20 protein-coding genes are annotated in these 23,868 nt (G+C 36.1%); 13 read left to right on the top strand and 7 right to left on the bottom strand.

Going from position 1 to position 23,868, the window contains the following annotated elements; translation table 11 throughout:
• Positions 1-19: 19 nt before the first annotated feature.
• Positions 20-682, top strand: a complete 663-nt coding sequence (locus tag AC106K_RS05505; protein WP_482443630.1) for a histidine kinase — start codon at positions 20-22, stop codon at positions 680-682.
• 37 nt (positions 683-719) lie between these two features.
• Positions 720-1,295: a glutathione peroxidase gene (locus tag AC106K_RS05510; RefSeq protein ID WP_482443631.1), complete on the top strand. Its 576-nt coding sequence runs from the start codon at positions 720-722 to the stop codon at positions 1,293-1,295.
• A gap of 148 nt (positions 1,296-1,443) precedes the next feature.
• On the opposite strand, the gene AC106K_RS05515 is transcribed toward AC106K_RS05510, so the two are convergent.
• The gene (locus AC106K_RS05515; RefSeq protein WP_482443632.1) at positions 1,444-2,103 is read right to left on the bottom strand and encodes an NAD(P)H-binding protein; all 660 of its coding nucleotides are present in this window, start codon (positions 2,101-2,103) and stop codon (positions 1,444-1,446) included.
• A 140-nt stretch (positions 2,104-2,243) separates the two neighbouring features.
• On the opposite strand from AC106K_RS05515, the gene AC106K_RS05520 reads away from it, so the two are divergent.
• Both AC106K_RS05520 and AC106K_RS05525 read left to right on the top strand, forming a co-directional pair.
• Positions 2,244-2,600, top strand: a complete 357-nt coding sequence (locus AC106K_RS05520) for an MmcQ/YjbR family DNA-binding protein (protein WP_482443633.1) — start codon at positions 2,244-2,246, stop codon at positions 2,598-2,600.
• A 70-nt stretch (positions 2,601-2,670) separates the two neighbouring features.
• Entirely contained in the window at positions 2,671-3,180 is a 510-nt protein-coding gene (locus AC106K_RS05525; RefSeq protein ID WP_482443634.1) for a hypothetical protein, read from the top strand.
• A 45-nt stretch (positions 3,181-3,225) separates the two neighbouring features.
• Here the strand turns inward: AC106K_RS05525 and AC106K_RS05530 are convergent, their stop codons facing one another.
• Positions 3,226-4,146: a bifunctional riboflavin kinase/FAD synthetase gene (locus AC106K_RS05530; RefSeq protein ID WP_482443635.1), complete on the bottom strand. Its 921-nt coding sequence runs from the start codon at positions 4,144-4,146 to the stop codon at positions 3,226-3,228.
• A gap of 279 nt (positions 4,147-4,425) precedes the next feature.
• Between AC106K_RS05530 and atpD the strand changes: the two genes are divergently transcribed.
• From atpD to AC106K_RS05545, 3 genes are all read left to right on the top strand, one after another.
• A complete protein-coding gene (atpD, locus tag AC106K_RS05535; RefSeq protein ID WP_185290552.1) occupies positions 4,426-5,934 on the top strand; it encodes a F0F1 ATP synthase subunit beta in 1,509 nt (502 codons plus the stop codon).
• Positions 5,935-6,021: 87 nt separating this feature from the next.
• Positions 6,022-6,303: a FoF1 ATP synthase subunit delta/epsilon gene (locus tag AC106K_RS05540; RefSeq protein WP_047095802.1), complete on the top strand. Its 282-nt coding sequence runs from the start codon at positions 6,022-6,024 to the stop codon at positions 6,301-6,303.
• 81 nt (positions 6,304-6,384) lie between these two features.
• Positions 6,385-7,203, top strand: a complete 819-nt coding sequence (locus AC106K_RS05545; protein ID WP_482443636.1) for a hypothetical protein — start codon at positions 6,385-6,387, stop codon at positions 7,201-7,203.
• Positions 7,204-8,009: 806 nt separating this feature from the next.
• On the opposite strand, the gene AC106K_RS05550 is transcribed toward AC106K_RS05545, so the two are convergent.
• On the bottom strand, positions 8,010-10,205 hold the full coding sequence (locus AC106K_RS05550) for a B12-binding domain-containing radical SAM protein (protein ID WP_482443637.1): 2,196 nt from the start codon (positions 10,203-10,205) through the stop codon (positions 8,010-8,012).
• A gap of 433 nt (positions 10,206-10,638) precedes the next feature.
• Positions 10,639-11,379: a hypothetical protein gene (locus AC106K_RS05555; protein WP_482443638.1), complete on the bottom strand. Its 741-nt coding sequence runs from the start codon at positions 11,377-11,379 to the stop codon at positions 10,639-10,641.
• A gap of 342 nt (positions 11,380-11,721) precedes the next feature.
• On the opposite strand from AC106K_RS05555, the gene AC106K_RS05560 reads away from it, so the two are divergent.
• The gene (locus tag AC106K_RS05560) at positions 11,722-12,309 is read left to right on the top strand and encodes a Crp/Fnr family transcriptional regulator (RefSeq protein ID WP_482443639.1); all 588 of its coding nucleotides are present in this window, start codon (positions 11,722-11,724) and stop codon (positions 12,307-12,309) included.
• Between the two features lie 138 nt (positions 12,310-12,447).
• Entirely contained in the window at positions 12,448-13,098 is a 651-nt protein-coding gene (locus tag AC106K_RS05565; RefSeq protein ID WP_482443640.1) for an NADPH-dependent F420 reductase, read from the top strand.
• Positions 13,099-13,169: 71 nt separating this feature from the next.
• Here AC106K_RS05565 and AC106K_RS05570 read toward each other — a convergent pair whose 3' ends face one another.
• The 3 genes from AC106K_RS05570 to AC106K_RS05580 form a co-directional block, all read right to left on the bottom strand.
• Positions 13,170-14,051: a DMT family transporter gene (locus tag AC106K_RS05570; protein ID WP_482443641.1), complete on the bottom strand. Its 882-nt coding sequence runs from the start codon at positions 14,049-14,051 to the stop codon at positions 13,170-13,172.
• 73 nt (positions 14,052-14,124) lie between these two features.
• Positions 14,125-15,396 (bottom strand): aminotransferase class I/II-fold pyridoxal phosphate-dependent enzyme, encoded by a 1,272-nt coding sequence (locus AC106K_RS05575; protein ID WP_482444742.1) that lies wholly within the window; start codon positions 15,394-15,396, stop codon positions 14,125-14,127.
• A gap of 82 nt (positions 15,397-15,478) precedes the next feature.
• Entirely contained in the window at positions 15,479-16,516 is a 1,038-nt protein-coding gene (locus AC106K_RS05580; protein ID WP_482443642.1) for a PLP-dependent cysteine synthase family protein, read from the bottom strand.
• A gap of 222 nt (positions 16,517-16,738) precedes the next feature.
• Here AC106K_RS05580 and AC106K_RS05585 point away from each other — a divergent pair, with 222 nt between their 5' ends.
• From AC106K_RS05585 to kdsA, 4 genes are all read left to right on the top strand, one after another.
• Positions 16,739-20,224 carry a glycosyltransferase family 117 protein gene (locus tag AC106K_RS05585; protein WP_482443643.1) on the top strand — a complete coding sequence of 1,162 codons (3,486 nt, stop codon included), beginning with the start codon at positions 16,739-16,741 and terminating at the stop codon, positions 20,222-20,224.
• A 90-nt stretch (positions 20,225-20,314) separates the two neighbouring features.
• Positions 20,315-21,802, top strand: coding sequence for a hypothetical protein (locus tag AC106K_RS05590; protein ID WP_482443644.1), 1,488 nt, complete (start codon positions 20,315-20,317; stop codon positions 21,800-21,802).
• A gap of 125 nt (positions 21,803-21,927) precedes the next feature.
• A complete protein-coding gene (locus tag AC106K_RS05595; RefSeq protein WP_482443645.1) occupies positions 21,928-22,455 on the top strand; it encodes a DUF1697 domain-containing protein in 528 nt (175 codons plus the stop codon).
• A 580-nt stretch (positions 22,456-23,035) separates the two neighbouring features.
• Complete coding sequence (gene kdsA, locus AC106K_RS05600) at positions 23,036-23,845, top strand: 3-deoxy-8-phosphooctulonate synthase (RefSeq protein WP_047095820.1); 810 nt, start codon at positions 23,036-23,038, stop codon at positions 23,843-23,845.
• Positions 23,846-23,868: the final 23 nt, after the last annotated feature.

The following is a 23,868-nucleotide window of genomic DNA, read 5'->3' on the forward strand; positions in this document are numbered from 1 at the left end:
GAATTTATAAATAAAATTAATGAAGAAGTTACTATTAGTATTCGGACTGATATTTTCACATTTGACATTTGCACAGACCGCAAAAGAAATTATAGATAAAAATATTGAATTATCCGGAGGGTTAACCAGTTGGAAACTTTTAAATTCAGTATTCCTTCAGGGAAAAGTGGTGCTGGGAATCAAAGATGAATATCCGATAAAAATTTATCAGCAGCGTCCGAATCTTACCAAAACTCTGATTACAACCGGTGGAAAAGAAACCGCCATTGAAGGATTTGACGGAACCAAAGGGTATGCAATGAATTATGCAACCAATAAACTTCAGGAATATGCTGAATATGTACCGGAAAGTTTTGATAACGACTTTATTGATTGGGAAAACAAAGGTTTTGAGGCCAAATATCTGGGAAAAGAAAAAGTGGGAGAGATCTACTGTCATAAAGTGGAGCTTACCAAGAATGTCAATAAGAACATGTACTATTTTGATACAAAGACTTATATGCTTTTAAAGGAGGTCAAAAAAGATGAAACACTGGTATATTCCGACTACAAAAAAGTAGGAAATGTGGTAATGCCTTTCAGAATTGAATCTTCGAGCCCTAAGAAAGATGGAGACTATGTTATGATCCTTAATAAAGTGGATGTTAACAAGGTCTTTCCTGCCAATATTTTTAAATTTTAATTCAACGGTAGCATATGCTGCATAAAATTGATAAAAAATGAAAAATGTTTTTTTACTGCTGCTTTCCTTTATAACGTTTTTACAAAGCTGCACAAACCAAAAAAGTGAAATCTCTAAAGCTAAAACCAAAGAACTTATGGGAAAAACAATATATGACTTTACCGTAGAAAGCCTGGATGGTAAGGAAATCAATTTTGCTGATTTTAAAGGAAAGAAGATCCTGATCGTCAATACAGCTTCAGAATGTGGGTTTACTCCACAGTATGCTGACCTTGAAAAAGTATACGAAGAGTATAAAGATAAATTGGTAGTGGTAGGATTTCCTGCCAATAACTTCGGCGGACAGGAGCCGGGAACCAATACTGAAATTGGCGCATTTTGCCAGAAAAACTATGGGGTAACCTTCCCAATGGCAGCGAAAGTTTCCGTGAAAGGAGATGATATGGCACCTATTTTCAAATACCTTACAGAACAGGAACTGAACGGGGTAAAAAATACAACGATCCTTTGGAACTTTACCAAATTTCTGATCGATGAAAACGGAAAACTGATCGATACCTATGTAAGTACGACCAAGCCAACAAGCGAAGCGATTACAAAGCATTTGAAATAAAAATAAAAAATAAGCATAGACTTATTACCTTTCGACTCCGCTCAACATGACTGTTTCATGATCCATCAGGTATTAGAAATGTCACGCTGAGCGGAGTCGAAGCGTTTAGAGTAGTTATCATGAATCTGAAATCTGTGTCTTTTAGATGCTAGTCTCCAATAACTTTTTCTGCAAAACAGAAAATATTTCCAAGCTTGATACTCGAGTAGCCGTTACTTTTTATTTTAGAAGAATTAATCATTGCTTTTGCCAGGATATTGGTCGGTAAAGGCTTCTGGCTTTCCAGCAATCCAAGTTTATTGGCAAATTTGATGATCCGGCTGCCCAGAACTTCACCGGTTCTTTCAGAATCTTTTCTCTCCAGCATACCCGGTTTGAAAATGGTTATTTTATTGAAATGTAACTGCTTTACAGCTTCTTCCAGTTCACCTTTCATTTTAGAATAAAAAATCCTGGAGTCCGGGCTGGCCCCATAAGCAGATACCAGAATATAATCCTCCACTTCATTTTCCTTAGCCGCTTTGGCAAATTCATATTGGTAGTCAAAGTCTACTTTTCGCTGGGCTTCCTTACTTCCGGCATCCTTTAAAGTGGTTCCCAGACACGAAAATGCAACATCTCCCTTTACCATTCCTTTCCACTCTTCAGGCTTTTCAAAATTCACCACATGAACTTTAAGCCTGTCATTTTGAATATCAACAGGTTTTCTCACAAAAATATCGACTTCTTCAAAATCTTTATCATTGAGTAATTGATTGACTAAATCCTTTCCTGTAGCGCCTGTAGCACCGATTACCAAAGCTTTCATAATAATGGGGTTTGAGGGGATGATGATTTCTTTCTTAAATTTACTAAATTTGATTAAAAGATAAAAGATAAAAGATAAAAGATAAAAGATAAAAGAATACTTTAAACATCAATTACCTTTTATCACATTACTAAAAAACTATGGATGCTAACGAAATATTAGATTATTGTCTTGCAAAAAAAGGAGTTACAGAAAGTTTTCCTTTTGATAATGAAACGCTTGTACTGAAAGTAGATACCAAAATGTTTTTATTGATGGCACTGGAGAAACAGCCACTATCCATCAATGTAAAGACAGATCCGGAATGGAGTGCGGAGCTTCGTGAGCAGCATCCTCAGATCACAGGGGCCTACCATATGAATAAAACCCATTGGAATTCAGTAATGGTAGACGGCTTAAAAAGAGAGCTGATCTTTAAACTTATTGATCAATCCTATGACCTGGTTTTTAAATCTCTGACCAAAAAAGCTCAGAATGCAGTGAATGATTCTCAGTAAATAAGGTAGATTAAGGTACGGAATTTGTTATCTGTTATCAGTGAAATATCTAACCCTAAATATAATACCAATGCGAAATCACCTTTTATTATTCATGGCAGCCGGTACGCTGATGCTATCAAGCTGTACCAAACCAGAAAAGAAAAACCAGCCGGAACCTAAATCCAGCACTTCTACAACTGCAACAGAAAATACAACTTCAGAAACAGTGCCTGGCAATCTTAAATTAGAATTTTCAGGAACAGACAATTTTACTATTAAAAATGCCAAACTGAAGGTAAGTCTGTACGGAGTTGATGAAAATTTAGCAGATGCTCCTGCTACTTTAATTGCCGAACATGAATACGAGCAGAAATCAATTCCTTTTACTATTGATTTTCCGGTACCTGCGGATGCAGAAAGCAAAATCAACCCAAAACCAACTCATGGAGTGAAATATTATATTGCGACCGAATGGGATTCTGATGGTAATGGTAAAGCTAATGAAAAAGGAGATATATTTATTGATCACGATAAAGCATTCCCTAATGTAAAATTGAATAACGAGACCCAGAAGATCTACGTAAAGACTTTGAAATAAAAATGAAAAAGGCTATTCGGTAATGAATAGCCTTATTTTTATCTTTTAAAAATTGAATTCTTCTGTTAATCGTTTATCTTCGTCCAGCCTTTCAATCAGTTTTTCCAAACCTTCAAATTTAATTTCATCATGAAGGAAATCTCTGAACCTGACGGTTATTTTTTCATCGTAAATATCGTCATCAAAATCCAGAATATACACTTCAACCGTTAATTTTTCTCCATTTACCGTAGGGTTGGTTCCAATACTCAGCATTCCTTTGTATTGATTTCCTTTTACTAGTACTTCCACGATATAGGCTCCTTTTTTAGGTAAAAGCTTAATCGATTCCGTATCAATATTGGCGGTAGGGTAGCCAATCGTTCTTCCGATCTTCTTTCCGTGAACCACTGTGCCTGATACGGAGTAGGGATACCCCAGCATTTCATTGGCATCTTTAATATTCCCGGTTAAAAGAGCATTACGAACCTTTGTTGAGCTGATATTATTTTCATGGATATTGATCGCTTCCATTTGTTCTACTTCAAAATCAAGTTCTTTAGACAGTTTTTGAAGAAGCTCAAAATTTCCGCTTTTATTTTTTCCGAAAGAATGATCGTATCCTATAATAAGGTACTTTACATTAAGCTTATCAACCAAAATCTGACGTACAAACTCTTCTCCGGTCAGGTTTCTGAATTCCTCATCAAACTCCTTCAGAAAAAGATTGTCAATATTATATTTTTGAATCAGCTCCTTCTTTTCCTCAATCGTGTTCAGAAGCTTTAAATCTTCATTGGGATTAAAAACAAACCTTGGATGAGGCCAGAAAGTAAGAATTGCAGTTTCCAGATTATTTTCTGTGCCCACATTGATCAATTCATCAATAATACTCTTATGCCCGAGATGTACTCCGTCAAACATACCCAAAGACAGTGCTAAAGGCTTTTGAGAGGAATAATCTGTAAAATTCTTGAAAACTTTCAAAACGGAAAAATTTTGATTGCAAATATAAAGCCTTTATTTTGAATGTAGGAGAGGGAATTTGAAAATTTGAAAATGAGAAAATTTGAAAATAATATCCTAAGGTATAAGAATATATCTATTTAAAGTCTATAAAAGCTATAAAAATAATATTTGAATAGCCCTTCCAGCCTCTAAATCCTAATACCTGATCGCTTTCCAAAAAGTATGATAAAAATCTTTTTTTTACCAATTGCGGGTTTATGAAGAATCACTATATTTGCACCAAGAAAAAATTTAGCAATGGCAAACCAAATTAAAGGTAAAATTTCTCAAATTATTGGTCCGGTAATCGACGTTGTCTTCACAGATGTGGAAGCAGTTCCTGCAATCTATGACGCGTTAGAAATTACAAAAGAAAACGGTGAAAAAGTAGTTTTAGAGGTAGAACAACATATTGGCGAAGATACAGTAAGATGTATTGCAATGGACGCTACTGACGGTCTTAAGAGAGGTCAAGATGTAATCGGATACGGAAATCCTATTACTATGCCAATCGGAGAGGCTGTAAACGGAAGACTATTCAACGTTGTTGGTGATGCTATCGACGGACTTCAAGATATTTCTAAGGAAGGTGGTCTTCCAATTCACAGACCAGCTCCAAAATTTGATCAATTATCAACTTCAGCAGAAGTTTTATTTACAGGTATTAAAGTAATCGACTTAGTTGAGCCTTACGCAAAAGGAGGTAAAATTGGATTGTTCGGTGGTGCTGGTGTAGGTAAAACTGTATTGATTCAGGAGTTGATTAACAATATTGCAAAAGGACACGGAGGTCTTTCTGTTTTCGCTGGAGTAGGTGAAAGAACGAGAGAAGGAAATGACCTTTTGAGAGAGATGTTAGAATCAGGAATTATCAAATATGGTGATGATTTCATGCACTCTATGGAAAATGGAGGTTGGGATCTTTCTAAAGTAGACCTAGAGGCTATGAAAGATTCTAAAGCAGCATTCGTATTCGGACAGATGAACGAGCCGCCAGGTGCAAGAGCGAGAGTAGCCCTTTCTGGTCTTACATTAGCTGAGTACTACAGAGACGGTGGAGAAAGCGGACAAGGTAGAGACGTACTTTTCTTCGTAGACAACATCTTCCGTTTTACACAGGCTGGTTCTGAGGTATCTGCACTTCTTGGTCGTATGCCATCAGCGGTAGGTTACCAACCAACTCTTGCTTCTGAAATGGGTGCGATGCAGGAAAGAATTACTTCAACTAAAAACGGTTCAATTACTTCAGTACAGGCGGTATACGTACCTGCGGATGACTTAACTGACCCGGCTCCTGCAACAACGTTTGCTCACTTGGATGCAACTACGGTATTGGACAGAAAGATTGCTTCATTAGGTATTTACCCAGCGGTAGATCCATTGGCATCTACTTCAAGAATCCTTTCTCCGGAAGTTATTGGTCACGATCACTACAACTGTGCTCAAAGAGTAAAAGAAATTCTTCAAAGATATAAGTCACTTCAAGATATTATCGCGATTCTTGGTATGGAAGAACTTTCTGAAGAAGATAAATCAGTTGTTTACCGTGCAAGAAAAGTTCAGAGATTCTTATCTCAGCCTTTCCACGTAGCAGAACAGTTTACAGGTATTCCAGGATCATTAGTAGATATCAAAGATACGATCAAAGGATTCAACATGATTATGGATGGTGAATTAGATCACTTACCAGAAGCTGCTTTCAACTTGAAAGGAACCATCGAGGAAGCTATCGAAGCAGGACAAAAAATGTTAGCTGAAAACGCTTAATAAATTAGACACAAGATGCCAGATACCAGACATGAGACTTTACGTTGTCTGAAATCTGAAATCTGAAATCTTCAAATCTAAATTAAAATGAATATAAAAATATTAACACCGGAATATGTAGTTTTTGAAGGAGAAGTAAACTCTGTATTATTGCCTGGAAAAAATGGTGAATTCCACATCATGAAAAACCACGCAGGAATCGTTTCTTCTTTAATTGGTGGGAAAGTAAAGCTTTTTACAAACTCTGTAGACGAAGCTTATGCTAAAAACCTAACCAAAGAAAATGATAAAGACTCAGTTTTTTCATATTCTATCAAGAGCGGTGTTGTAGAATTTAATCATAACAAAGGAATTATCCTTTGCGAATAATTAAATGAAAAGCTAAATATATTTTCAAGAAAGTGTAACTTTGTGTTACACTTTTTTTATTTATGTATAAGTCATGATTCTATGAAGATCGGTACAATCATTTTCTTTACACTACTGGGAGTTTTCCTTAATGCCCAGAACATCAAAACCAAAAGAGGAGTTATCAACCTGGATGGAATTCCGGTGGCCAAGCTTTCCTATAAATCCAGCGAATATACGTTTATGGATCTGAAAGAGACTCCACTGTACACTATAAAATTTATTGATAAAAGTATTGTAGATTCTGTAAGAGACAGCTATATCAGCATCAACAGAGTGTACAACAGAGATAAAATCATTGAAGTGGATTACAGTTCTCCCTCTGCATTTTCCGGAGAAGAAAAATCAGCAGTTTTTACCTCGGTGAAAGACCTTAAAATTATTGACAATAAAGGAATCAATGTAAAAAACCTTGACGAACTTTTTTCCAATGTTCCGAAAAGAAAGCTGGATACGAAGACCAAAGAAGCTTATACCATCAGAAAGAAGATCGATAAGCTGAATATCGAAGTTAATAAAGTGGGTGAAATTCTAAGCAATGGAGTTCCCGTAGGGTATTTTACGAATCTGCCGGTAAGCTTTGGCTCGGAAGATACCATTATGGATAAAACGCCTATAGATATTGAGATCTATGATGCTAAAAGCAAGCTTATCGGAAGGTATATTACAACGACCAAACAATTGAAAACTGCAGGAGGAAAGTCTTTTACGATCTACAAAGAAATGTCCGGAAGAGCCTCTATTCTAAAGTTTCCTACTTATAAAGCTCTTGTAGAACGTATGGCTATCATGGATCCAAATTTTATAAAAATTCAGGAGAAGGTATCAGTAGGTACGGTAACAAAAGAGACGCCTAATTAAAACCAGCGCAACGAGTTATTATTCCTACAGAATGAAAGGTATACATTCAGGTTTATATAATAATCCGTATAGTTAATTTCTGCATTTTTTCAATAGAAGCGGGCTTTAGCCCTTTTAAAATATAGAACCAATTCCATTGGCTTTAGCCAAAACCTAAGAATAATATAAATAAAATTCCGAGACTTTATTTTGTCATCAATTCCTCACTATTTTTTCAATAGAAACGGGCTTTAGCCCGTTTAAAATAAACAATCATTTTATTGGCTTTAGCCAAAACCTAAAATAATATAAATAAATTTCGAAACCTTATTTTATTATCAACTTTTATTAACGGCATTTTTACACCGAAAGAATTCAGGTTGTAATTTTTTGAAATACTTTGTATAGATTCTTACAGAATGAAAAAGTATGCAACTAGGTTTGAAGAATCAGTATAGGTAGGTGGTAGATAATAAGCATTTAAGCTCACTATTCTTTTCAATAGAAACGGGCTTTAGCCCATTTAAAATATAGAACCAATTCCACTGGCTTTAGCCAAAACTTAAAATAATATAAATAAAATTCCGAAACTCTATTCTATCATCAATTTTTATTGATCATCTTTTTCATTCCCAAGAAATCCAGCTTATAATTTTTGAAATATTTTATATCAATTCTTACAAAATGAAAAATTTTCTTTAAAACCAATATCCGCGCAATCCGTGAGAGACTAAAATCTTGTAAAAGAGAATTTATCTATCAAAAAACACCACAATTCACAGAAAACCCTATTATTTAAAAAATCCCTGGGAAAAACGCTAAAATTTTTATAAACTTAAAATCACGCCATTTTCTCTCAATTGTTGCATTGGTTTTGAGTACCAGAATAGCTCAAAATCCTCAAAATTTTCTTCAAATTGATTTTTAAGTTGCTGAATAGTAGGCTTTTTCTGATTTTCAATAGCATTTTCATTCAGAGCTTTTATCAGCCATTGAGCTTTGTCTTCTTCCAGTTCTACCTTCACAATATTGGTTTTTAAGTGGAATGTAAGAAGCGTATACGTACCAGAATATTTCTTTTTATTTTTTATGCGATTCTCAGCGATTACATTTTTGGTTAAAAAAATCACTTTTGAGTTGAGCTTAAGATTAAACTGATCATCTTCCAGAAGACAGTCGTGAATATAGTCCGGGTGAATAGTTGTTCTCGGAATTTTAAAATCGAACCATTCCTGAAGAGGGAGTTCAAAATTAATTCCGTGCATATAATTGAAAAGAGATTTTTTCAGTCCGAAGCTGAATTTGTTATGATCAATTCCGGTTTTATCTTTGAAGTCAATATCATTGTTGGCAAACTGTATTTCCTGCTTTACCGGAACAACCCCGAAATCTTCCGGACTCATTCCAACAGGCGAATGGGCAGTCATGGCAAACTGATGCCAGAATCCGCTTTGGAGAACTCCCATCTCAAAAAGTTGACGAACCATTTCTAACGAGTCTACGGTTTCCTGAATGGTTTGGGTAGGGTAGCCATACATCAGATAGGCATGAACCATAATTCCTGCTTCTGTAAAATTTCTTGTTACATTGGCAACCTGTTCTACGGAAACCCCTTTATCAATCAATTTCAATAATCGGTCGCTGGCTACTTCAAGACCACCGGAAACTGCGACGCATCCTGAAAGTTTAAGAAGGTAGCATAAGTCGCGGGTGAAACTTTTTTCAAAACGGATATTCGTCCACCAGGTTACCACCAGATTTCTTCGGAGGATTTCCAGAGCCACTTCCCGCATCAATGCAGGAGGGGCAGCTTCATCTACAAAATGGAATCCTGTTTCACCTGTTGTTCTGATCAGTTCTTCAATCCGATCCACCAGAATTTTAGCAGAAATAGGTTCGTAGATTTTGATGTAGTCTAAAGAAATGTCGCAAAAAGTACATTTTCCCCAATAGCATCCGTGGGCCATGGTCAGCTTGTTCCATCTGCCATCACTCCATAAACTGTGCATAGGGTTAGCGATTTCAATCACGGAAATGTATTGATCCAGTTTTAAATCCGTATAATCCGGAGTTCCAATATCTGATTGTTTATAATCGTGTCTTTTGGAATTATTTTTATAAACGACCTCCTGATTTTCAAGTAAAAAAGTTCTTTTGTACTGAGGTTCTTCATTCTGCTCAGGATGAAGAATATTTTCACATAGAAGTTCGAGAGGAACTTCACCGTCATCTAATGTTATAAAATCAAAAAATTCAAATACTCTCTGATCTTTGATTTCTCTAAGTTCTGTGTTTGGAAAACCACCACCCATTGCAATTTTAATGTGTGGATAATGCTTTTTGATAAACTGTGCACATTTAAAACCAGAGTACAGGTTTCCTGGAAAAGGTATTGAAAAACAAACCAATTTAGGCTGAACAGTTTCTATTTTTTCATGGAGAATTTTTAAAGTAAATTCATCGATAAAAGTTTCTGCTCCGGATAGTTTAGCATATAATTCATCAAAAGAATTGGCACTTTTTCCAAGACGTTCTGCATATCTGCTGAAACCGAAGTCGGCATCAATATTCTCAACAATATAATCCGAAATATCTTCTAAATAAAGCGTTGCCAAGTGCTTTGCTTTATCTTGCAGTCCCATATTTCCAAAAGCAAACTCCATATCATCCAGTTGGTTGAAACGGGAGGCTTCCGGAAGAAAATTCATACTGCAGATCTGCCTTGCCAGCGTAGGGCTTTTCCCTTGCAAAAAAGGAATAACCTGATCGATTGTTTTAAGATATTCTTCCCGTAAAGCAAATATTCGCTGGGAATTTTCAGAGGCATTCTGAAGATCAGTTTTTTTGCTGAAAACCTTCTGCATTCCTTCCTTTGAAAACAATTCCAGAATAACATCAATTCCCAAATCAAGCTGATAACCGGAAATATTTTTGGTATTTAAAAATCCTTTAATATAAGCGGTAGCAGGATAAGGAGTGTTAAGCTGGGTAAAAGGCGGGGTAATAAGAAGCAGGTCTTTCAACAGAAATTTTTTGCAAAGTTATTCTAAAGTTTTTTCAGAAAAAAATTTTTTACCCTGATTATAAACAGGACAAAATTCGGCTATCTGTATTAGAGAATAATTTTTCTTGCAGATCCCAGGGAGTTTGCAGATAAAGTGAAAATAAATAGCTTATGTTAAAGTGTTGTATAATTTGGATAGATTGTTTTTTGACGCAAAGTTTTATCTTGCCTATTTTATCTTTTTAAGGGTGCTAAGAGAGGATCGATTTTTAATCGATCTGATGGAGCGAAGTGGCTATGCATACGCTTAATAAGAATCAATGAAATTGATTCCCTCTTTGCTTCCTCGAAATATAGCAGTATCAAAATAAAAACTTTGCGTTTACAGAAAAATCTGAATCATTATGATTTAGCATTAAATCATATTTTCCATTTCTATTGAATTAGAAAAATCATTTGAATACAGCCTCGGGCGGATTATTACTGATGAAATTGAGAAAAGATACTTCATCAAAATAGCCGTGTTGATCTAAAATTTCAGGACATAAGAATTCTGCTTCGTTGGAACCATCTAAAATGATTTTTTCAATATTTCTTCCTGAATTTCCTGTTATTTCATTATGAAGACTTATTAAATATTGGGAATTTATGCTTCCTTCAGCCACGGTGTAATGTCCGTTTTCAGCAATCAGGGTAGAGGTGATATTCCCTTCGGAATGGGTTTCATTATCGTTGCCGGATGCTCCAAATAATATATCGCAGGAAACGTTTCCGGAGCAGTATAGCGAGCCATTGACAATTATATTTTTTGCTTTTATACTTCCAATAACAATAAGAACAATATAGTCTTCGACAAAAAGATTTCCTGAAAGTTCAATACCCTGATCAAATACAACTACTTTATATCCTTCTCCGCTAGCTGTTACAATATCAAGAGATGTTGAACTTTTGCTTTCTGCGAGGACAATTTTAGGAATTTCATCATCGTCTGTTTGTAAAGAAGCTTCTTTTATTTTTTCCGCAGTTTCCGGGTCTAACATTTCCAGAAATTCAGAAAGGTCTTCTTCATCCAAAGATTGATTTCCAAATAAATTAAACTCCAATGCTGCTGAAACGATAGAATAAAAATGTTCTGATTGATGTATAAGTAAACTGTATAACTGATCTTTTGTAAGCTGATGTAGTTCTTTCATAAACTTTGTGTTGTACTTTTTCCTTTTAATAAATAAGGATGTAATGATGGATATACACGCAATATAAGCATATAAATTTTGTTAAGCCAAGAACCCAAATATGTTTTCAATTATTTAATGGGTATAAATAAGTTCTTTAAATTGTTGTATTTTGATCCTTTTTGTATCTTTTTTAAATTAGTAAAGATTATTTCAAATCAACAACTGTCTTATTAGTTTGATTTATAGTGAATTATTTAATTTTAAATTTTTGTGAATAGGAGCTTTTTTTTAATATCTTTTCATAACGATTTATTCATTAATTACATGTTTGGAAAAACAGTATTCATATATCCACCTGCAATGCCAAAAGAAACAATACCACTTATTGAGTATTTTAAAAGCTATATCCCTCTTTCAGCGAAAGAGATTGATGTATTGAATGAAAGATTTGTTGAAAGGAGGATAAAACGAAAGCAGTTTATTTTACAGGAGGGTGAAGTATGTCTGTATTATACTTTCGTTGTTTCCGGGTGTTTGAAAATGTATAATACGGATCAGAACGGGGAAGAGCATAATCTCCAGTTTGCAGCAGAGAATGACTGGGTGGTAGACATCGATAGTTTTCATAATAAAAAGCCCAGCAAATTACATATTGTAGCTTTGGAAAATTCTGTTGTACTGCAGATCGAAAAAAATGACCTTTGGTTTCTGTATACTTATTATCCCAAGTTTGACAGAAATTTCAGGGTAATCATTGAGAATAAATTTATTGAGCTTCAAAACAGAGTTCTGCAAAATATAAGCGCTACCGGAGAGGAGAAATATGAATTTTTTATCAAGCAATATCCTCAGCTTGCCAACAGGCTTCCTAATACCCAGATTGCTTCCTACCTGGGAATTACCCCACAATTCCTCAGTAAAATCAGGCAAAAAAGAATAAAAAACTGATTCCTGTTCTTGCCAGCATTAAACTAGTTTCATATTTGATCTTACCAAATGGTAAGGTGATTTCTTAAACTTGTTTATCGTTAGCTGGTGTGTTTTCCTGCTAATTTTGACTTAAATAAATAATTAAAATTAAAAGAAATGGAAACATCTAAAAAAGTGGCTGTCATTGGCCTTGGAAATATCGGAAAAGCAATTGCGGGAAATTTAATTCATAATCATCATGAAGTAATTGTTGCTACCAGAAACAATGAAGAATCACAAGAGTTTACTCAACAATCCGGAGGGCTGGCACAGAGTATGAACATCGATCAGGCGATCATGGCGGCTGATATTATTATTCCGGCAATTTGGTTTGGGGCCTTTAAAGATTTCTTTAATGATCATGGGGATCTTTTACAAGATAAGATTATTGTTGATGTATCCAATCCTATTGCTCCGGATGGCAGTGGTGGATTTAAAAAAATTATCGGAGAAAGGGAATCTGCCGGAGAGCTTAACAGAGCAGTTTTTCCAAAAGGAGCAAAATTGGTAAAAGCATTTGGAACTCTGGGTGCGGAAAGCCTTTCCGGAGCTTCTAACGGAAGTCCTGATAAAGCAGTCCTGTTTTATGCTTCTGATGATGCCGACATCAATAATGATATTGAAGAGGTTGTGAGAAATGCAGGGTTTGATCCTTTAAGAGTAGGAGGGATCGATCAGTCCATTCGTATTGAAGTTTTTGGAGATTTGAATGAATTTGGAGCATTGGGAAAAACGGTAACCCTTTCGGAAGCTAAGTCAAAATTGTAAATAGCTGAGATGATTATTACCTATCATAACAAAGCCGGACTCATCAATAAGTCCGGCTTTGTTATATATTTTTAAATATGGCTTATTTTTTTCTTTCGGTCGCCAATAACATTCAGAATAACCCCTAAAAGAATCAGCGTGATTCCTATTAAAAGATTGGTGGTAAACTTCTCATTAAACATTAATACACTTACCATTACAGCGACTACCGGCTCCAGCGCTCCTAAAATAGCAACCGGTGTAGAACCGATATTTTTGATAGCATACACCAGACACAGACTGGAAATAACTGTGGTAAGAAAAGCAAAAACAAGGAAGTTTAAAAAGATAGACATCGAGGGAATAGCAAATGATTCATGTCCTATAACGGCTTTTGTCATAAAAAACATAGACGTAAAAAGCATAGAGAAAAAAGTAAGCTTAAATCCTGATACCTTAAGATTCGATTTGTTGACGATCACCATATAAAGGGCATAAAATAGAGAACTGAGCATCACAATTCCCAATCCTGCAAAATTAATCTCCAGTCCGTTTCCTTTTAAGCATAAAACAATGACTCCTGCAAAAGCAAGAAGTAATGAAAATACAGATAACCGGGTTAGTCTTTCCTTATAAAAGAAAAACATGATCAGCGCCACGATCACCGGATAGATAAATAAAACGGTAGAGGCAATTCCCGGGGTCAGAAAATCATACCCCAAAAAAAGAAATTCTGAAGAAAGGGCATAGCATATTCCCAGAATAGCCAGTATCAGCGCTTCTTTTTTATTGATTCTGAAGTTTTGCCGGGAATAGATCAAATACCCACCCACCATGATGGCTGAAAAGAAGAATCTGTAAAACAGAGTGATGTCCATTGAAAAATGAGCCTGCTTGATCGGCAGAATAAAAATCGGAATCAACCCATATGAAACAGCCGACAAAATGCCTAATATATACCCTCTGAGTTTCATTTGCTTTTATAGTATTATAGTTTTTAAAATAAAAAACCACTGAATCAATCAGTGGTTTTTCTTATCTTGAAGATTAAATCGGTTTAAAACTTAATCCCTGTTCCTGCAGGATCAGTTGTTCCTGCTCTTTATAGTAACCACCTACTAATTTATCATGAATGGCTTCAAACGCTGCGAGAGTTTCGTTGATCTCAGCATCTGTATGAGAAGCGGTAGGAATTAACCTTAGAAGGATCATTCCTTTCGGGATGACAGGATATACTACCACCGAAGTAAAGATTCCGTAATTCTCTCTCAGGTCTTTTACCAATAGAGTAGCTTCTACAGGAGTTCCCTGCATCATTACCGGAGTTACACAGGTATTGGTATCACCAATATTGAATCCTCTGTCTCTTAATCCGTTTTGTAGTTTATAAACGTTTTCCCAAAGTTTAGCTTTGATCTCCGGTCTTGTTCTCAACAGCTCAAGTCTCTTCAATCCTCCGATTACCATTGGCATCGTAAGAGATTTTGCGAAGATCTGTGATCTAAGGTTGAATTTCAGGTATCTGATGATTTCTTTGTCACCCGCAAGGAATGCTCCGAAACCAGCCATTGATTTGGCGAAAGTAGAGAAGTATACATCAATCTGATCCTGGCAGCCTTGCTCTTCACCAGCTCCGGCACCTGTTTTACCAAGTGTCCCGAAACCATGGGCATCATCTACCAAAAGTCTGAAATTATATTTTGATTTAAGATCGCAGATCTCTTTCAGTTTTCCCTGTTGTCCTCTCATCCCGAAAACCCCTTCCGTAATCACAAGGATACCTCCTCCTGTTTCTTCAGCTACTTTAGTCGCTCTCTGAAGGTTTTTCTCAAGACTGGCCATATCGTTGTGCTTGTAGGTAAATCTTTTACCTGAATGAAGTCTTACCCCATCCACGATGCAGGCATGAGAATCCATATCATAAACAATAACGTCGTTTCTGCTTACCAGCGCATCAATGGTAGATACCATTCCCTGATAACCGAAATTCAATAAATATGCTGATTCTTTTTGTACGAAGTCTGCCAATTCTCTTTCTAACTGAAGGTGCTGATCTGTCTCTCCAGACATTGCTCTTGCTCCCATTGGATAGAACATTCCATATTCTGCAGCCGCTTGCGCATCCGCTTGCTTTACTTCAGGATGATTACACAATCCTAAATAGTCATTGGCACTCCAGAAAATTACTTCTCTACCCTGGAACTGCATTCTCGGGCCGATAGGTCCCTCTAGTCTTGGGAAAATAAAATAGCCTTCACCGTAATCTGCAAATTGTCCAAGAGGTCCTGGATTTTCTTTTATTCTTTCAAAAATATCCAACATTGTATCGTAATTTTTAAGTAAAAAAGCCTTTCTTGTAGAACACGCAAAAGGCTTTATTATATCGTGATTTTAATTGTTCTTATTTGATAAACTCTGTTTTGAAAACTTCGTCGTAGTTGTGAACACAGTTGTTGACAAATCCCTGTTCAGCCATCCATTTATCACTGTAGACTTTGGTGATGTATCTTGAACCGTGGTCCGGATAGATCAAAACAATGACGTCGTCCTGAGTCAGATTGTGAGACTGTGCATATTGCATCAATCCCTGGGTAACTGCTCCAGTAGTATACCCACCCATGATCGCTTCTTTCAATGCAATCTCACGGGTTCTGTAGGCTGACATTTCATCATTTACCCTTACAAACTCATCTACTTTGTCGAAAAGGAGAGCAGCAGGGATAAGGTTTTTACCCATTCCTTCAATTTGGTAAGGATGTACATCTTCTTTGTGGATTTCTCCTGTCTCGTGATAGCTTTTTAATATTGATCCGTCTGCATCCACCCCGATAATTTTAATATCCGGATTCTTTTCCTTTAAAAACTTCGCTGAACCTGATAGGGTACCTCCTGTTCCTGTACATGCAAAAAGGTGAGTGATCTTACCTTCTGTCTGTTCCCAGATTTCAGGACCTGTAGTCTGATAATGGGCATCAATATTCAGTTCATTAAAGTACTGATTGATGTAAATAGAATTAGGAGTTTCCAAAGCGATTCTTTTCGCCACTTCATAATAGGATCTTGGATCATCCGCCGGTACATTGGCAGGACATATATAAACAGTAGCTCCCAATGCTTTAAGATAAGCAATTTTCTCAGGCTTTGTCTTGTCACTTACTGCAAGAATACATTTATATCCCTTAATGATACATACCATTGCAATAGAAAACCCTGTGTTTCCGGAAGTAGTTTCTACAACTACGGAATCTTCTTTCAATAAGCCTTTTTTCTCTGCGTTCTCTATAATATGAAGTGCGATTCGGTCTTTGGTGGAATGTCCAGGATTATATGATTCTAACTTGGCATAAACGGTTGCTGGAATATCTTTTGTAACAGTATTTAGCTTCACCATAGGAGTGTGTCCTATTAGGCCAAGAATATTATCGTAAACATTACTCATTATTTGTTATTTTCAATAAAAATCTGACTGCAAAAATACAAAAAAATAAATAATTACTAAACTTTTGTTTGATTTCTAGGCGTGTTTCAGTAAAAATCTATTTTGGCATTTACAGTTTTAACACGACTATAGTCGCAAATACCATTCCAAAATTTTTAAATTTTGTTAAAACCCGCATAAAATAATATAAAAGCCTTATTTTCGCATAATTGATTTAATACTATGAAAAATTGGACTTTTAGGCAATGGAACACCGTTTTAGGATGGGTGATTTTCGTCATTGCGTTTTTCACGTACTTGTCCACCATAGAACCCAATTTCAGTTTTTGGGATTGTGGCGAGTACATTTCTTCTGCAGTAAAACTTGAAGTAACGCACGCTCCCGGAGCGGCTTTATTCCAGATAGTGGGTGCCGTGGCAGCCATTTTTGCATTAGGGAAAGGCGAAAATTACTCCATCGTAATTAATGCGATGTCTGCATTGTTCAGTGCGCTGACGATTTTATTTTTGTTTTGGACGATCACGCACTTTGTAAGACGACTCTTAAACAAAGATTTTGAAGAAATCACCAAACACCAGGAAATCTCTATTTTGTTTGCAGGAGCAATAGGAGCACTTTGCTTCACCTTCTCAGATACATTCTGGTTTTCTGCCGTAGAAGGAGAGGTTTATTCAATGGCTTCCATGTTTATCGCTCTTTTGGTCTGGTTGATCACAAAATGGGAAAATGAGTACAAAGCGGCCGACAGTGAAAGATGGATTATCCTTATTTTCTTCGTTTTGGGACTTTCTGTGGGAGTACACATGATGTGTATGCTGGCAACACCTGCAGTATGTCTGGTATACTACGCAAGAAACTATAAGTTTACCTGGAAAAACTTTATCTGGGCTAACCTTATTACGCTGGGAATTCTGATCGTTGTATTCAAAATTATTTTCCCGTTGATCATGACGATGTTCGGAAGACTGGAAATTTTCTTTGTAAATGGTCTTGGACTTCCTTTCCACTCAGGAACGATTGCTGCATTTATTCTGATGGCTGCAATCTGCTACTTCATCATCAGATATGCCAGAAAAACAAAAAGAAATCTGTACCAGACCATAGCACTATCTGTAGTGTATATGATCATCGGTTTCTCTTGCTGGATGGTCATTCCGATCAGAGCGAATGCTAATCCACCAATGAACCTTAACGACCCTGATACGGCGATTGGAATGTTGGATTATTACAACAGAGAGCAGTACGGGGACTGGCCAACAATCTACGGACAGAACTACACTGCATTCCTTGATGCGAATGGAATTGAAAAGAATGAGGACGGAAGCTTTAAAACAAAAAAGACCGGAGAAATCTACGAAAAAGATGAAAAAACCGGAACTTACAGAAAAACGGGAGACCGTTTCAACTATGTTTTCAACAAGTCTCAGATAAGCTTAATGCCGAGAATGTTCAATGAGGACAAAGACGTAATGGCTAACTATATTTCAATGTATGGTGCTCCTGATTTTACATTCAACTATGGAAATGAAGATGTGGCAGACAACCCACAGGCTAAGCAGATCTTTGACGAATTGAGAGCAAAATATGAAGATAAGTCGATTACCGCTTCAGATTATCTGAAAGTAAAACCTTATAACCTGATCAATGTTCAGAAGCCTTCTTTACTTCAGAATATGGATTACTTCATTTCTTTCCAGAACGGATATTATTTTGTAAGATATTTGATGTGGAACTTTGTAGGAAGACAGAACGATCTTGAAGGAAACATGGAAAGCACAAAAGGAAACTGGATTTCCGGAATTCCTTTTATCGATAATGTTATTGTAGGAAATCAGGATAAAATGCCTGCTAAATTTAAAAATGAAAGTACGGTTAAATTCTTCTTCCTTCCATTAATTTTAGGATTGATCGGTTTCTTTTTCCAACTGAACAGAGATTTCGGAAGATTCTATGCTTTATTATCTTTATTTATCATAACCAGTGTAGGAATTATTTTCTATACAGGAGTAAAACCTTTCGAACCAAGAGAAAGAGATTATGCAATGGTAGGCTCTTTCTATGCTTTTTCCATCTGGATCGGATTAGGTGCAGGAGCTATTCTGTGGTTCTTACAGTCTAAAATCAAATCCAACGGTGCGAATATCGCTTTAGGAGTTGTATTGTTGGGAGTACCTTTTATGATGGGCTTCCAGAACTATAATGTTCACGACAGAAGCAACAGATATACAGCATACGACTATGCTTATTCAGTGCTGAAATCACTACCGAAGGACGGAATTTTATTCGTTTACGGAGATAATGATACTTATCCGGTTTGGGCGATCCAGGAGACTGAAAGATTCAGAGACGATGTGAAAGTGGTTAACTTTACTCTTGCATCAACTCCTTGGAACCTTGATCAGGTAAAAAGAAGAACGTATAATGCAATGGGAATTCCTAGTCAGTTGACGCATGAAGATTATAGAGACGGAGTAAACGACCAGATCTATATGATGAAGAAAGAAGACTGGGAAGGAGTATTCTCTATGCTGAAAGAGCAGGGTGTTCCTGATACGGAATTCCAGGCGTTCAGAAAGTATCTTACTCAGGATTCATTGACTTTGAAAGAGGCAATCAATTTCATCAAATTCAAATCTCCTGAAAAAGATCAGTTGTTGAAAATGTACTTCGGAGAAGAGAAATATGAGAAATACAACATTCTTCCGGTAAACAAATTCATTCTTCCGGTAAATAAGGAAAATGCTTTAAAAGCAGGAATCATCAATCAGGCTGACCTTCCAAATGTTGCTAATCAGATCATGATTACTTACAAAGGAAATACATTGTATAAAAACAACCTGATCCTGATGGATTTATTGGCAAATTTCGACTGGAAACGTCCAATTAACTTCTCCTCAGGAGGTATTTACGACAGTGAAAATATTTTCTACCTTAACGATTATCTTCAGTTTGACGGCTTCAGCTACAGATTGATTCCAATCCAGACCCTGCCATCAGCAGACGGAGATATGGGAAGAGTAGATGCCAACCACCTTTATAATGTAGTGAAAAACTTCAGATGGGGTAATTTTAAAGATCTGAATGCTCACTTTGATGAAACCGCTACTTCTAATATCATCAGCTATAGAATGTCAGCAAGCAGAGCAGCAGCAGCTCTGGCATTGAGCGGACAGAAAGCGAAAGCATTAGAAATATTGGATCTTGCAGCTAAGGAAATTCCGGCAGAGAAATACAATGATCCCCGTTCATTAAGCTCTATTGTATCAGGATACATTATTGCAGGGCAGGAGCAGAAAGGTCTTCAGCTGGCAGAAGTGCTTAAAAAAGGAATCTTTGAAGAATATGATTATTATCAAAGCCTTTCTAAAGCAGACCAAAGCTACTTGAGAAGACAGATGAGAACAAAACCAATGGAATATTCTCTTGTTGTAGCGGCTGTTACGGATGCTTATACAAAGATTGGCCAGAAAGAAAAAGCGTATGCTTATCTGGTAAAATCCATTGAGCCGATCGATAAGAAGTTCAATGCATTTGTAAAAGATCTTCAGCAGATGGGCAAAGAGAAAGCGATGAAAGAATCTGAAGAAGTTCAAAAGATCACGCCATTCTATCAGTACTTATTTGATGTGATGGAGCCTTTTGATTCTACTTACTCTAAAGAAAAAGAAAATCAGATCACTTCAGCAATCATCAAAGCAACACAATAAAATACATTTAAAAACGGGACTTCGGTTCCGTTTTTTTATTATTGGGAATCCTGAATATTAAGATTATATTTGTGAAACTAAAAATACATAATGGCTGAAGCACAAAATAGCAAATTCCCAATCTATGCCGTCATCATTACGGTTCTTTTCAAACTTCTTTTTTTATTGACGCACTATATCCAGGAAGATGCATTTATTACCTGGAGAGTTGCTCAGAATCTATTGGACTATGGAGTGATCGGCTTCAACGGAGATACTAAAATTTCAGCATCTACCACTCATCTGTACGTTTTTGTGTCTTATATTTTCAACCTGATTTTTGGTAAAGACAACTTTATAGAACCTCTTTTGATTTTTAATTCTATTCTGTTTACCATAGGAACATTATTTCTTTCCCATCTGGTTCTTAAAAATCCGTGGCATAAGGCTCTTTTTATATTTTTGATCGGTATCCTGCCGCCATCCATTAAGATTTCAATACTTGGAATGGAATACGGACTTCTGTTCTTTCTGGAAATGGCATTGCTGTATTACGGATTTCATAAAGGAAAGAAATGGGTATTGACTCTTCTTCCGGTTTTGATCATGTTTACAAGAGTTGATACCGTCATATTCTTAGGCATCACATTTCTTGTAGATACATTCTGGAACAAAAAAATCAGATGGAATTATGTATTGGGTGGAGTATTGGGAATATTATCAACATTGGCTTTCAACTGGTTCTATTTTGGAGAAGTGGTCAATAATACCATTACTGCCAAAAAATTGCTTTATGAAGAAAACTTTACTTTCCAACAGCATATTCATTACTTCTTTAAGAGTTTCGGGAACTTCTGGGGAATGCTGAAACTTCCGGGAGATTTCAATCCGTTTACGATCGTTGTCCTGATTTTTGAACTTCTTTGTTTTATTTATCTGATCAGACAGAGAGGGAGCAGAAACTATTTTTTATGGATCATTTTCATTTTCGGATGGACCAAACAGCTTATTTTTCTTTCTCAGAAAAGTTTATTCGACTGGTATTACTGGGTGCCACAGCTTTTGCTTTTCGTTCCGGTTCTTATTTTTGTACTGGAGCAGAAAGAGAAAAGAACCTTATGGCTATCCCTGCTTGTGGGAATATATATTCTTCCGATGCTGGCATTCCAGACTGTTCATTCCATTGCTACAGGTAACGGAGAATGGAATTACCGAAGAACCATCGGAACCTTTTTAAATCAATACGAAAAAGACAAAAATCAATGGATCTTACTGGAGCCTGCCGGATATATCCCTTATTTTTCAGGATTAAAAACAATAGATGAGGTAGGTTTGGTAGATAAACAGATTCAGACAGAAATCAAAAAAGATAAAGTGAACTACTGGATCAATACGGTGAAAACAAGAAAGCCCAAATACCTGCTTTCGTATCAGAATTTAGATGAAGGGAAAAATGCAGAGTACTATAAAACCCATTATAAACTGCTGAAGGAATTCAGGGTAAAAGATCACCTGAACAGTAACAACAAGATTCTTGAAAAAATCTATCATCTGAAGCCTTCAGGAACAGATTATAATCTGTACATTAGAGTTGATTAAAAGATTAAAAAATACAAAGTTTAAAAAAATAGGGAAACAAGGCGCTAACAACGCTTTCACTCTAATAGTCTCAAACCTTCAAACCCAACCCCTGCAACCTATTATCTAAAAACTACAACCTAACTATGAAATACTGTGCTTTTCTCCGCGGCGTTAATGTAAAAGGAACCAATATGAAAATGGCCGAAGTCTGTCAGGTCTTTAAAGATGCCGGAATGATGGAGGTGAGTTCTATTCTGGCTTCCGGAAATATTGTTTTTTCTTCAGACAAAAATGCTGAAGACCTAAAGACCCTGCTGGAAAAAGCGATGTCAGAACATTTTTTCTATGAAGCTTTTTTGTTTATCAGGTCTCAGGAAGAAACAGAACTCTTCTGGAACAGTATTCCTTTTGAAAAGAATAACGATTTCCATATTTATGGTTTTGTAGGAATGCCGGGAGTAGAAAAAGTTCTGATGGAGGAGTTTCAAAAAGCAACCCAGGCAGAAAATGAAAAAGCAGAAATTGTGAATGATCTCTTTTATTGGCAGGTTCCCAAGGGAAATACTTTAGATTCTACCTTTGGAAAAGTTTTAGGAAAGAAGAGCCTGAAGGATCAGATGACCAGCAGGAACATCAATACATTCGAGAAGGTTTTGAATAAGATGGGGTAGATTTTATTATAATACATCAATAAAAATATGATATACTACTACTACTACTACTACTACTACTATGTGGGTATATCATTTAATAGGGACGGGCTTTAGCCCGTCTTTTTTTATCACAATTCCATTGGCTTTAGCCGAAATCTAATATGTGTGTCATCCTTATCATTCCGGTTAAGAATCTAATCTAATATTTTAACATGGAATGTTAGATCTTTTTCAGAATGGTAAACTGGGTATATCATTCAATAGGAACGGGCTTTAGCTCGTTCTTCTTTCACGAAAATTCCATTGGCTTTAGCCAAAATCTAATGTATGCGTCATCTTTATCATTCCAATTCAAAATCTAATCCTATATTTTAACATACAATGTGCTGATTCTTTCAAAATGACAGAATGGGTATTGAAAAATACCGGAAAATTGTATTACTGAATACTCAATGAATTTCAACCAAAAATTAATCAATAAAATGTACCTGAACTAAATAGGAAGGTTATCTTCTCTTAAACCTTAGTCTCTCCTCAAATAATTTCCATTTCTGAAACTTTCTCAGTATTTTTACTGAACTTTTTAATTACAACAAAAATGATTCAATATTTAGATAACATTCAGCACAAAGACTCAAAGAACTTTTTCCTTATTGCCGGACCTTGTATTATTGAAGGGGAAGATATGGCGCTGAGAATTGCTGAGAAGGTGATCAATATTACAGACAAGTATAATATCCCTTATATTTTCAAAGGAAGTTTCAAAAAGGCGAACAGAAGCCGTGTTGACTCTTTTACAACCATTGGAGAAGAGAAATCACTGGAAATTCTTAAAAAAGTAGGCGAGACGTTCAATATTCCTACTACTACGGATATTCATGAGAATGAGCATGCAGCATTGGCGGCACAATATGTTGATGTATTGCAGATTCCTGCGTTTTTGGTACGTCAGACTGACCTTTTAGTGGCAGCTGCTAAAACAGGAAAATGTGTGACTTTGAAAAAAGGACAGTTCCTTTCTCCGGAAGCGATGAAGTTTGCTGTTCAGAAGGTAACAGATTCTGATAACCAGAAAGTAGCAATCATTGAGAGAGGAAATTCTTTCGGATATACAGATCTTATCGTGGATTACAGAGGAATTCCTACGATGAGAGAATATGCACCGGTTATTTTGGATGTTACCCACTCTTTACAGCAGCCGAACCAAAGTTCAGGAGTGACAGGCGGAAGACCGGATCTTATTGAAACCGTTGCCAAAGCAGGAATTGCTGTAGGAGCAGATGGTATTTTCATAGAAACGCATCCTACCCCTGAAACTGCATTATCTGATGGAGCGAATATGTTAAGACTGGATTTATTAGAAGATTTATTACAAAAATTAACAAGAATTAGAGAATCGATTTTGTAATTGTTAAAAAAACATTAATTTTA

It is taken from the genome of Chryseobacterium sp. FR048 (assembly GCF_056844665.1).